We start from the raw sequence: 10,964 nt of genomic DNA on the forward strand, positions 1-10,964 counted from the left end.
TTTTACTGCGGAAAGTGCGTATTATCTTCTCAATTCCAAAATTTTCCGTAAAACAGGTTCCGCAGATGGCGTAGTTTTTTAAATTCAAGTTTCGATAGTCAGAAGCAAGGGTTACTACTGCCACAGGAGATTTTGGGTCTCCTACTACATAATCGCCAGAAGTTATAGGCCATGCCATGTAAAAGCTCCTTTTAGTAATTTTTCATGTTAAATGGTTTTCTCCAAAGTTACAATCTATAAAGTAAAAAAAAGTAGAAATTTTTTTATTTCCAGGCTTTAAGTTTTAAGCTCTCTGCAGGCAACTCATTATATTGTCTTTTGCTTATATCCAGATCTTCATTCAAAACTTCAACTAAAAATCCGGCTCTTTTTAAAAGCCCAAGATACTCTTCCTTAAGCAAGGCACCTGCAAGGCAGCCTGTGAGCAAGTCTTTGTCATTTTTCAGGTTTTCGGGAAGCTCGGCCAGAAGAACCATATCCGAAATATACATTGCGCCTTCTGGTTTCAAAACTCTAAAGGCTTCTTTAAAAACTTTTTCTTTATCTGGAGCAAGATTGATCACGCAATTACTGATAATAACATCCACTGATTCGCTCTCAACCGGAAGAGCTTCTATATCTCCCAGACGAAATTCGACATTGGTATAACCGTATTTCTGGGAATTTGCTTTTGCCTTTTCGACCATAGCCTGAGTCATATCAACTCCAATAACCTTTCCTGATTTCCCTACCTTCTGTGCAGCAAGGAAACAGTCAAATCCTGCGCCTGAGCCGAGATCTAGTACAACATCGCTTGGTTTTAATTCTGCAAAAGCTGTTGGGTTTCCACAACCAAGACCCAGATTTGCGTCTGGAACAGCGTTGATATCATTGTCAGAATAACCAATGGATTTTGACAGGTCTGTCGCACTCGAATCGCCACAACATCCACTCGAACAACAGGACCCACCTACCATTGCTATCTTTCCGTATTTCTCTTTAATTACTTGCTTTTTTTCACTTGCATCCACAGGTATCGCCTTCTCTTTTATTCGAGTTATTCATGTCCTTGATATAGTTCCAGGTCTTTCTTTGTGTGTATAAAAAAGGTTCCAATTATCAAAATATATTGATATATTCAAGTATTGTATATGATATAAATATTTTACCAGATAACACAAATGAAGAAAAACATCGAAAGTGTGAACCGGAATTAACAGACGGATCTAGCTAAAAAATTGAGTTGTTATCAGAAAATTCAGGTTTATTTCGTTCAATAAGGTTTATTTCGTTCAATAAATACTCATTGAACCTATCCCAAAATCCATTTTTACAAATTAAACCCCCAGTTTAGAAACGTTTTTAACATTATCTCGCAACTGCAGAAGAAAAAATACAAATAAAAAGTCCAAATAAAAAATCTAAATAAAAAGTCCAAATAAAAAATCTAAATAAAAAGTCCAAATAAAAAATCTAATAGATACCTGAAATAAAAGAAACCTGAAAAAAACAAAATACTGGGTTTTTAGTCCTTACAGCAGCAACAACAGTCTTCTTCCTTATCTTTCTCTTCTTCTCCCTTATCCTTTTCAAAGATTTTGTCGTATATATTTTCTTTGTATACGTTTGTCCACCCTATCTGTGTGCCTGCAGCAACAAACATAGCTACTGAAATCGTTTCGGCAATTTCCTCCTTTGTGGCTCCTGCAGCAATCGCTCTTTGCGAATGTGTATCAACGCAAAACTGACAACGCATAAGGACAGAGGAGGCAATGGCTATAAGTTCTTTGGTTTTAAGATCCAGATAACCATCTTTGAATATGGAATTTCTCATCTGTCCAAAAGCTTCCGCAGTTTCAGGTAACATTTCATCCAAAAATGACATTGAAATCCTCTCCTACTTAATAACTATATAAATTTGTGATTTGCAGTATAATTTAAAAATTTCAAATAAGGTCTGCTATAATTTAATTACTTCAAACTGTAAAGTTGCAGACAATTTACCTTTTAGGCAATTTATCTTTACAGGCAATTTAACTTTCAGGTAATTTATCTTACAGGTAATTTGCCTTATAAGCAGCTGTATTTTAAAATTAAGCAGCCTGTTTCTTACACTTTTACTGGCAGTTCATGTGTCAATCTCAATGACCTGGTCTCCTGCAAAAAGCATTATTCCAGTGCATAGTGTTTCCCCGATCTTCATGCTTATGTGTGTACAGCAGGTCTTCTTCGTCATCTTCTGGATTCTTTGTAGTTTCTTTTGGCAATGTATCTTTTTCTTTTTTCAATTCCTTGTCTCCTTACTTAATCAATTGTATTCTGTAAAAATGATAAATCGATATTGAGATTCAAGTTTTAAAAACATGCATGATGAGTATCAAGAATAATTGATAGGTGTATAGTTGATAAATATTAAAATGTCGGTTTCTGGAATCTTTCTAAAATCTCATATCAATCTTTTTTGATATCCAGCTCCCATGTTCTTATGAAGTAAGTTTCATATTGATTAGAAGACTCTATATAATCCGAAGAACTAACTTCATTTTTGAGAAAAAAATGTGGTCTTATAGTGGTAGCTATCAGGAAAAATAATGGTTACATCTTGAGAAATTATATTCGATAGAATAACAAGGGTGTAGAAATGCCTGGAAATCCGAATGAGATAAAACTTGTAAATAATGCTATGTCTAATGCCACCCGAAGGAAGATTATGAACTTTCTTGTAGATGGCGATAGAAGTACCGAAGAAGTCGCAGAAGCCGCAGGAAAGACAATGCTCGACTTCCATCTCAAGCTTCTGCAACAGGCAAACCTGATTGAATTAGGAGATGGAACAGTCAGATTAAGTGAATACGGCAGAAATTTTCTGAAGGGCAAGGAAGAAAAAGATACTCAAAAAAACACCGATCTCTCTCAGGCAAAACCTGTGGAAATTGCGGAAATCCGGCAGCTTTTACCCTGTATAGCAGACTCCTCAAAATTCAGGGTAATTGCAAATATGACTCCCCCGCTTGGTGGAACCCTCAAAGTTCTTGAACCTCTCTTTCCCAGAGGTAGATACTCGGACAAGATTAACGCCCTGATAATGCAAAAAGGAGAAGTGCTTACAACGGTTTACGGTACTGGAAAAGTTACCATGACAATGATTAAAAATGAGTCAGAGGCCAGAGAAGCGCTTGAAAGTCTTAGAAGTATCATCAATGAGGCTATTGCAAAGGGTGTTGCTCCGGCTCCTCGGGAAAAGGTCAGGGTCGAACCCATGGAGCTTTACAAATACCTGCCTCAGACCAATTGCGGTAAATGCGGCGAACAGAGCTGTTATACTTTTGCCATAAAACTCATGAGCGGAGAAACTTCCCTTGATAAATGTACATCGCTCAAGGAGCCGAAGTACGCAACTAACCAGGAACATTTGCAGGTTCTCAGTGCGTACATTTGAGCCTAATAATGTGAATAATATTTTAGAGCCTATCGAAAAGTATGGTTCACTGGTGTATCATGCCATGCTAAATGAAATAATAGCAAAGTAATTTCCAGGTTTCTGCAAAGTCTTCAACTACTAAATGAGCTCATCCCAAAACCAATTTTAGTCTCACATCAGTAAGAGTTTCAAAATTATTTTTCAGGATAAGAAGCTCTTATTGATAATCCAAAATACGATATTCAGAGAAGCAATTTTGCGTTTTGGAATAGGCTCAATGAATAAACTTTCTTTGAATAGGCGACTCTCATTATTTTTTAACTCTATCACCTTTGAGTTATATGATATTAGTTGTCAAAGACTTTACAGAATCCTCTTCTAACTCAGCAGGATCTAGGGTGCAGGGACCAGTGGTGCACTTCCCACAGCCATGTTGATTAAGTTCAGGGTAAGCTTTTATATCTTCTTGAAGCTGCATGAAGCATTTTTCTTTATCAAACCCATTTGAACTAAGAGCACCGGATTGACATCTATCCACACATACAAGGCATTTTTCTCCTCTTTTGTGTCTACAGAACTCTTCTTTTGGACGTGGAGTAGGGGGTATTTCGGCAGAAATCAGAAGAGAGCCAATTCGACCTGCACATCCAGATTTCGTAATCAACATTTGGTTAACTCCGAATGTTCCAATTCCGGCAGCATAAGCGGCGCTCTTGTGAGACCATGAAACATTAAAACCCTTATTCTTATAATCGAAAATCGCTTTAGGTACAATTGCTGTGACACCATCTTTTGCAAGTTCAGTTTTGATTCTTTCATTGATTTCTCCGATAAGGTGAGAAGTATCTAGGCTAGCCTGAATAGATTCCTTTACCACACCTGATTTCAAGTTCTGTTTCACAAGTTCTTTATCAAATGGCAAGAAGAAAGCAACAACGGTCTTTGCTTCAGGAAAGATTTCTTTTGGATTTAAGTGATGAAAACCTACGATTTGTTTAATTTCCATAAAAATAGGATCGGTAGTAGAAGCAAAACCTATAATAGGCTCACGATATCTTGTTTCAGTATCTGAATTTGCTACAGTGTTCTTTATTATGGTCTCAATCTTGTTTTTTAGTTCCATATTAGAATCTCCTCAAATATATGAGAGACTTTTGTTTCAACCTAATAGTCGGCAGATCCTCTTTAAATTATAACCGTTTAAATGTTATCGTATCAATCTTTTTTGATATTTGGCTTTTGTGTTTTTGATCCTTCAAACCTTATATTCTTAAAAAACTCAAAGACGGGCTCTATACTGCTGCCCGTTTTTATAGGGAAATCAAAGAAATGGGGTTTGATGGAAGAAAAACCATAGTCAAGGGCTTCGTACAAAAAGTCCGACCCAAACTGGAGTCCCTGATGTACTTCGTTATGAAACAAAACCAGGTGTTCAGGCTCAGGTTGACTGGAAGATTTAGGAACAATTGAAGTTGATGGAAAAATGAAAAAACTCTATTGCTTCAACATTATTCTTGGATATTCCGGAATGAGCTATGTTGAATTTACACTGAGCATAGACACTCCTACTCTTATTCAGTATCATCTAAATGCTTTTGAGTATTTTGGAGGATTTACCACAGGAGATCCTCTACGATAACATGAAACAGGTTGTTATCAAAAGAACCTTGAAAGTTTCGGATTCTGAATGGAACTCACAGTTTGAGGATTTCTTCAAATGCTTTGGTTTTATTCCCAGGTTATATAGGCCTTACAGGCCTCAAACAAAAAGCAAAATTAAAAATAAGGTGGGGTACGTCAAGAGGGATTTCTTCCTTGGAAGAAAGGTCTACATCTCTCGAAGACCTGAACGTCCAGGTCCATGTATGGTTAGAAAGGGTAAATTCAACTGTCCACGGGACAACTTATCAAATCCTTCTTGAACGCTTTAAGGAGGAGAAACTGAACCCTCTGGGGAAGGTTCCTCCTTACAAAGTTTAATCTGAACTTTTCCAACTTTTTTGTTAAATCTATTATTCTTACTTTACTACTACAGTAGCTTTTGCTTCTGTAACTCCTTCCAGACTGAATGTGTAAGTTCCTGAATCTTCAAACGTATATGAAAACGCTTTTCCGTAGTTAATAGTTTGTTTTTCCCACAAACCATCCTCACTCACAAGCACTGAAGATCCTTTTGGTCTTTTGTAGTTTACCCACGAAACTGTGCTTCCTTTTTCAATTTCTATGAGATTTGGAGTAAGTGTCGTTGAATATATTGCTATCTTTTCCTTATTCTTGACGTTTTCTTTATTCTCGACGTTTTCTTTATTCTTGACCTCTAGATTTTTCATAGAGGAGTTTGGGTTTGACTGAACCTGCGCTTTTTCTGCGGTGACTGTTGTTCCCACAGAGTTTTCTGAACTTGCGTTCTGTGATTCACCAGCAAGTACGGTTACTGTTCCTTTTATATCAGGGTTATCTTTAAGGGTAAAAGAATAGGTCCCTGGGTTTTCAAAAGTAAAGGAAAAGGCTTTTCCATAGTTCAATGTTGTCTCTTCCCAAAGCTCGTCAGCGCTTACAAGCACTACTGGGGCTTTTGGTTTCTTGAAGTTAATCCAGGTAACACTTTCACCGGAGTGTATATCAATTTTCTCGGGTGAAAAGGCACTGAAAATAACTACCCTGTTATCAGGGGTATCAGCACTTTTTACAACTATTGTTGCTTCTTTTGCCGCTGCAAACCCTGTCGACGTAATAAGAAGCGCCACTATTAGCAGGGCAAAGATTATAGATTTATTACGGTCTTCCGTCTTAAAACCTCCAGTTTTCCAGCTTTGTATCGAACTCCTTTTTGGAATTACCATTCTAAACTTTGCTATGCATTTCATATAGCCAAAACGGTGTGATTTTTATTCATGTGATATGAATAATCCAGAGGCTTTTGTCAGGCAAACCATTTTGGGATAAGCAAAAGGTCTTGGTTATTTTAGACTGGCCATTCTAAACTGGCTATTCTAAACTGGCTATTCTAAACTGGCTATTCTAAACTGGCTATTCTAAACTGGCTATTCTAAAATGAATTGAAAAATGCTAGTCTTTTGGCACTTCAATTATTATTTATTTTTTAAAAGAGATAAATGAATATAGCCAGACTGCTGTTTTTTCTCTTGAATATAAGAACTTTTCATTGAATTTATATAATCCCTTCAAGAGTATTATTAGGTAATATGAAATCGAAAGCACATACCAGAGTAGAAACCAAATCTTCGCTTCTGGATACTATTTTCCTTTCTGAAAAGAGAAAGACTCTTCTTTTACTCCTTAAAGAAGAAGGCCCAAAAAGCAGCGAGGATATCAAAGATGTGCTTGATTTTCCCTGGAAATCAATCACTCCCCAAATTAAAAAATTAACTGATTGGGGCCTTGTTCTCGAAGATAATGGAATATACTCCCTCTCAGATATGGGTGCAGTGATTGCCTCGAATGCAGAGTTTTTCCTGAATACGCTTTCAGTATATGAAGAAAATCTGGATTTCTGGTCTGACCACGACGTAAGCCCTATTCCTTCCTACATTCTTAACAAAATCGGAGAACTGGGTCACGTCAAAATTATAGAACAGGATTTCTCAAACGTTTTCCAGCTTCCAGAAGAGGTTATGACAAATTTAATGAGTTCCAGGAGTATAATGTCTTTTATTTCGATAGTTCATCCTTTTTCTCTTTTACTTCTTTTTGAGTATCTTCAAAAGGACACCGAAGCTACAACAATTGTTACAGAGAAAGTTCTAGAGGCTTTCCAGACCGAATATAATTCCGATATTCCACTTTTAAAAACAAGCAATCCCATAATTAACAAAGCTCTGATCGAATATAAGAAAGAAATAAAAAAGGTCTTTCGCAGCAAAGTTTCTGATTTTATGGTATACGAAGGTGACTTAAACCCCATATCATTGATTGTAACTGATAAGATCTTTTTCCTCTCTTTACTTGACAAAAAAGGGAGAGTGACAACCCGATTTTTAATTGCCTTTGAACCTCAGGCTTTAAAATGGGGAGAGGAACTTTTCATGTATTATAAGGAAAGGTCAAAGTCCGTACCTTCATCTTTGTCTACCTTATGAAATTTATCTATTTTTCAATTTATTCATGAGCCATTTGGTTTTTGTACTTTCATTATCATATTTTTTCGTATCTCAACACACAATTGACTATCTTGGACTAATTCTGAGAATACAAAGCCAGCATTGGAATCCGAAAATAAGGAACATATTCCACGGACTTATTTAAACTAAAATCATTTGAGAAGGGAAAATACTCTCCTCCCTTCGTATTGAATTTGATTCCATCTAAAAGTCAGGCCGTAAACACTACATCAACTCTTTCAACATCCCATAAAGACCCCAATTTTTCTATAATATCCTCTTTTATTGCTGGAGCAAACTGATGATTTGCAGGCAGGTCTACAACCACCCTCACAACTCCATCTTCCACGCTCGTTTTCAGGATAAGGTTTGTACGAATTATGTCAAGGCCGGTCAGGGGGTTCATAACGTGCTTTAGCCTGCTCTGGATTACTTTTTCGGTGGTAGGCTCTTTCTCGGTTATAAGCCCGTGTTTTTCTTCATAGTCTTTGATTGCGGCCCGCAGGCCCTCAACTGCAAGCACTGAGCAGTGGGCTTTGATCGGAGGGAGCCCTCCAAGTTCTTCTGAAGCCTGTTTCCATGTTATTTTCTTCGCCTCATCAAGGGTCTTTCCTTTCGCAATATCTGTAATAACCGAGCCAGTAGCAATGTTTGAGGCGCAGCCATAAGATTCGAATTTTATATCTTCAATAATCTTGGTATCAGGATTGACCTTAATGTAAACCGCTACCATGTCTCCGCAAGCCGGGCTTCCTTCAAGGCCTTTCCCGTCAGGGTTCTCGATCTTTCCCACATTGTGAGGGTTCTTGAAATGCTCCAGTACTTTTTGGCTGTAAGGAAACTTCATTGTCTCACCTTATATTTTTGTAACTTTCTCTGATCTTCTTTTCTTCCTGTATTCTCTTATCCTCTTCTCTGATTGACTTATGTGATCGCCTGGATTCTGCTTTCTCTTACTATTTTTTCTACCTTTTTCCATTCATTTCCTTGCAAGTGGGCTTATTTCCCTGAGCCTTGCCACTATCTCACTCATTGCTTCGATTGCTGCATCAGCATCCCCAATTTGATTATAGCGCCCAAAGGTAAAGCGTACTGAGCCATGCGCTCTCTCGTGATCTCCTCCTATACCCCGGATTACATGGCTGGCTTCAAGAGAGCGGCTAAAACAGGCTGAACCCGTGCTTACTGCAAAACCTCTCATATCCATATGCAAAGTTACGGATTCACCTTCTACGTAGTGGAAAGTCAGGTTTGCGTTCTGAGGCAGGCGTTTTTCCCAGCTTCCATTAAGAGTAACGTCCGGAATCTCGGAGAGGGCTTTATCAATTACGCGATCTCTCATTGCTTTGAGTCTTCTGTTTTCCTCTTCGGTTACGAGCTCTACAGCTTTTGCAAAACCGACGGCTGATGGGATATTTTCGACTCCTGCCCTCAGGTTAAACTCCTGGAAACCTCCATCCATGAGTTTGGTTATTGGGGTATCTTTCCTGATGTAAAGCGCACCTATTCCTCTTGGGCCATGGATGGTATGGGCTGACATTGTGATCAGGTCTACAGGTAGTTCCTCTACATTGAGAGGTAGCCGAGTAAAGCTATGAGTAGCATCCGTGTGCAGGATCACTTCTTTTTCTTCACATATTTCCGAGATAGCTTTCAAATCCTGCACTGTTCCTATTTCTTGGTTCCCCTGTTGAAGTGAGACAAGAACCGTTTCCTTTGTAATTGCATTTTTAAGCCCTTCGAGATCTACAAAACCTTCAGCATCAACATCCAGGTAAGTAACACTAAACCCCTGTCTCTCGAGAGCTTTTGCTGTATTCAGCACAGGAAAATCTTCTATTTTCGAGACGACAACATGTTTTCCTTTCTTTTCTTTAAAAGTCATGGCAACACCTTTAAGTGCGGTGTTACTTGACTCAGTGGACCCTGAAGTAAAGATCAGCTCTTCCGAGTTTGCATCGAGCTTTGAAGCTATGCTTTCACGGGACCTTTCGAGTGCTTCTTTTGCGTCAATACCCATAGAATAGCCAAATTCCGATGTTGCAACTGCATAGGTGTCAAAAAAATAAGGTTTCATTACTTCGAGTACCCGCTCATCCAATCGTGTGCATGCGGCATTGTCAAGATATTTTACATTCTCAAATATTTATTCTCCCCCCATTAAAATAACCAAATTTTGGATTTTACAGTTAAATCTCAGATTTTTCAGTACCCTGGGCTTTTAATCCGATAAATTTCCGGGGCAATAATCCCCTGAATATTTTTTTCTGGATATTTTTTTCTGGATATTCTTTTCTGGATATTTTTTTCCTAGATAGTTGTTATCTGAGTATAATACATTTAAATCGGTCAAATCATGGAAAAATTCGCATTATCGTGGCAATTTAAACTCTAAACTCAAATTTTATAACTTATTAGAGTTTTAAATAAAGAGCGTTACGTTTGCGTCCCGTGCTTCCTGAATATACGAACCTACAGCTCCCCATTCATCTATCCATTCCGTTCGAAGCTCCTCTTTACTCAAGCCCATAATTTCCATGGTCATCTCACAGGCGATTATTTTTCCGCCAAGTTCCTTGAAATCATTCATCAGTCTTTCAAGTGAAGCAACATTGGCTTTATTCATTCTTTGTTTAATCATCTGCCTGCCAAGCCCCAGCATATTCATTTTGGAGAGTGGCCCCTTATCAAGCTCTCCTTTCTTCAAGCGCATTAGCCCCCAGAAGGTAAAGTATATGGAGGCTTCCATACCCATTGCCAGCGCTCCGTTTGCAATTATAAGTGCGCTGTATACTTTATCCATATCGCCGCTATGCAGGATAATGACAGTCTTTTCCCCCATTTTCATTCCTCTTCCGGCTTATCTCCGGATTTTTATCTCCCACTCTTTGCCTCCTTCCTTATCTTCAATCTCCAGCACTTTGAGCCCCATTGCTTCGCAGGCCATAGGAATTTCCTTTTTTGACGCCGGATGTGTCCCCTTCACAATAACAAGATCCCCTGGAGCAGCTTTCTTTAAGGCTTTTCTGCACTCTACCAGCGGAACCGGGCAAGTCTGCCCTCTAACATCGATTTCCATTTCTGCCATTATTCTTACCCCCCAAAGTAAGAGAAACGGAAGGATTCTGACAACAGTTTTGCTTGCTGTTGTTCCTTAAATTCATTATATTCTAAAAAATATATTCTCGAAAAATATATTATCATTTCATATTGAAAACTCTATCTAGGAAATATTCTTAGGACTTACGCAGTTAAAATGCCGAAAACTTGATATCTTTATAAATATACTTATGGCTTAGTGTTTCTCTAAAAACGTACGGAGTTATGGACATAAATCCACCTAAGTGTACCGACATTGACTACATTAAATATCTCATTGCGGCTTCTAAAGTTTTTAGCTGTACTGAAGCTGCTAGATGTTATCCAGACATAGCTAATGCTCC

12 protein-coding genes and 3 pseudogenes are annotated in these 10,964 nt (G+C 38.1%); 4 read left to right on the top strand and 11 right to left on the bottom strand.

The window, feature by feature from the left end; translation table 11 throughout:
* The 4 genes and pseudogenes from A9239_RS18045 to A9239_RS19320 form a co-directional block, all read right to left on the bottom strand.
* Window positions 1-199: pseudogene (locus A9239_RS18045) on the bottom strand (hypothetical protein); the annotation flags it as partial.
* 64 nt (window positions 200-263) lie between these two features.
* A complete protein-coding gene (locus tag A9239_RS04455) occupies window positions 264-1,010 on the bottom strand; it encodes an arsenite methyltransferase (RefSeq protein ID WP_048156245.1) in 747 nt (248 codons plus the stop codon).
* Window positions 1,011-1,504: 494 nt separating this feature from the next.
* A complete protein-coding gene (locus tag A9239_RS04460; protein ID WP_048156242.1) occupies window positions 1,505-1,864 on the bottom strand; it encodes a carboxymuconolactone decarboxylase family protein in 360 nt (119 codons plus the stop codon).
* 256 nt (window positions 1,865-2,120) lie between these two features.
* Window positions 2,121-2,267, bottom strand: coding sequence for a hypothetical protein (locus A9239_RS19320; RefSeq protein WP_155396533.1), 147 nt, complete (start codon window positions 2,265-2,267; stop codon window positions 2,121-2,123).
* 353 nt (window positions 2,268-2,620) lie between these two features.
* On the opposite strand from A9239_RS19320, the gene A9239_RS04465 reads away from it, so the two are divergent.
* The gene (locus A9239_RS04465; protein WP_048121741.1) at window positions 2,621-3,418 is read left to right on the top strand and encodes a (Fe-S)-binding protein; all 798 of its coding nucleotides are present in this window, start codon (window positions 2,621-2,623) and stop codon (window positions 3,416-3,418) included.
* 319 nt (window positions 3,419-3,737) lie between these two features.
* Here A9239_RS04465 and A9239_RS04470 read toward each other — a convergent pair whose 3' ends face one another.
* A complete protein-coding gene (locus tag A9239_RS04470) occupies window positions 3,738-4,523 on the bottom strand; it encodes an epoxyqueuosine reductase (RefSeq protein WP_048121739.1) in 786 nt (261 codons plus the stop codon).
* 131 nt (window positions 4,524-4,654) lie between these two features.
* Between A9239_RS04470 and istA the strand changes: the two are divergent.
* Window positions 4,655-5,377: pseudogene (istA, locus tag A9239_RS18050) on the top strand (IS21 family transposase); the annotation flags it as partial.
* Window positions 5,378-5,418: 41 nt separating this feature from the next.
* Here the strand turns inward: istA and A9239_RS04480 are convergent.
* Window positions 5,419-6,243, bottom strand: a complete 825-nt coding sequence (locus tag A9239_RS04480) for a cupredoxin domain-containing protein (protein ID WP_230668927.1) — start codon at window positions 6,241-6,243, stop codon at window positions 5,419-5,421.
* A 363-nt stretch (window positions 6,244-6,606) separates the two neighbouring features.
* On the opposite strand from A9239_RS04480, the gene A9239_RS04485 reads away from it, so the two are divergent.
* Entirely contained in the window at window positions 6,607-7,500 is an 894-nt protein-coding gene (locus tag A9239_RS04485; protein WP_048156236.1) for a winged helix-turn-helix domain-containing protein, read from the top strand.
* Between the two features lie 232 nt (window positions 7,501-7,732).
* Here the strand turns inward: A9239_RS04485 and A9239_RS04490 are convergent, their stop codons facing one another.
* From A9239_RS04490 to A9239_RS04505, 5 genes are all read right to left on the bottom strand, one after another.
* A complete protein-coding gene (locus tag A9239_RS04490) occupies window positions 7,733-8,368 on the bottom strand; it encodes an iron-sulfur cluster assembly scaffold protein (RefSeq protein WP_048121734.1) in 636 nt (211 codons plus the stop codon).
* Window positions 8,369-8,377: 9 nt separating this feature from the next.
* Window positions 8,378-8,500, bottom strand: coding sequence for a hypothetical protein (locus A9239_RS20155; RefSeq protein WP_255361902.1), 123 nt, complete (start codon window positions 8,498-8,500; stop codon window positions 8,378-8,380).
* Window positions 8,501-9,667 (bottom strand): cysteine desulfurase family protein, encoded by a 1,167-nt coding sequence (locus A9239_RS04495; RefSeq protein ID WP_080943716.1) that lies wholly within the window; start codon window positions 9,665-9,667, stop codon window positions 8,501-8,503.
* 276 nt (window positions 9,668-9,943) lie between these two features.
* Window positions 9,944-10,363, bottom strand: coding sequence for a DsrE/DsrF/DrsH-like family protein (locus tag A9239_RS04500; RefSeq protein ID WP_011306726.1), 420 nt, complete (start codon window positions 10,361-10,363; stop codon window positions 9,944-9,946).
* Between the two features lie 18 nt (window positions 10,364-10,381).
* Window positions 10,382-10,609, bottom strand: a complete 228-nt coding sequence (locus A9239_RS04505; protein ID WP_048121729.1) for a sulfurtransferase TusA family protein — start codon at window positions 10,607-10,609, stop codon at window positions 10,382-10,384.
* Between the two features lie 236 nt (window positions 10,610-10,845).
* On the opposite strand from A9239_RS04505, the pseudogene A9239_RS18790 reads away from it, so the two are divergent.
* Window positions 10,846-10,964, top strand: a pseudogene (locus A9239_RS18790) (IS701 family transposase); the annotation flags it as partial.

The sequence above is a fragment of the Methanosarcina sp. A14 genome (genome assembly GCF_001729375.1).
Classification (GTDB): Archaea; Halobacteriota; Methanosarcinia; order Methanosarcinales; family Methanosarcinaceae; genus Methanosarcina; species Methanosarcina barkeri.

Excerpts from the sequence above, each read along its gene's own strand:
- A9239_RS04500 (WP_011306726.1), bottom strand. The coding sequence starts at position 10,363 with ATGGGGGAAAAGACTGTCATTATCCTGCATAGCGGCGATATGGATAAA.
- A9239_RS04470 (WP_048121739.1), bottom strand. The coding sequence starts at position 4,523 with ATGGAACTAAAAAACAAGATTGAGACCATAATAAAGAACACTGTAGCA.
- A9239_RS04465 (WP_048121741.1), top strand. The coding sequence starts at position 2,621 with ATGCCTGGAAATCCGAATGAGATAAAACTTGTAAATAATGCTATGTCT.
- A9239_RS04485 (WP_048156236.1), top strand. The coding sequence starts at position 6,607 with ATGAAATCGAAAGCACATACCAGAGTAGAAACCAAATCTTCGCTTCTG.
- A9239_RS04460 (WP_048156242.1), bottom strand. The coding sequence starts at position 1,864 with ATGTCATTTTTGGATGAAATGTTACCTGAAACTGCGGAAGCTTTTGGA.
- A9239_RS20155 (WP_255361902.1), bottom strand. The coding sequence starts at position 8,500 with ATGGAAAAAGGTAGAAAAAATAGTAAGAGAAAGCAGAATCCAGGCGAT.
- A9239_RS04505 (WP_048121729.1), bottom strand. The coding sequence starts at position 10,609 with ATGGCAGAAATGGAAATCGATGTTAGAGGGCAGACTTGCCCGGTTCCG.
- A9239_RS04480 (WP_230668927.1), bottom strand. The coding sequence starts at position 6,243 with ATGGTAATTCCAAAAAGGAGTTCGATACAAAGCTGGAAAACTGGAGGT.
- A9239_RS04490 (WP_048121734.1), bottom strand. The coding sequence starts at position 8,368 with ATGAAGTTTCCTTACAGCCAAAAAGTACTGGAGCATTTCAAGAACCCT.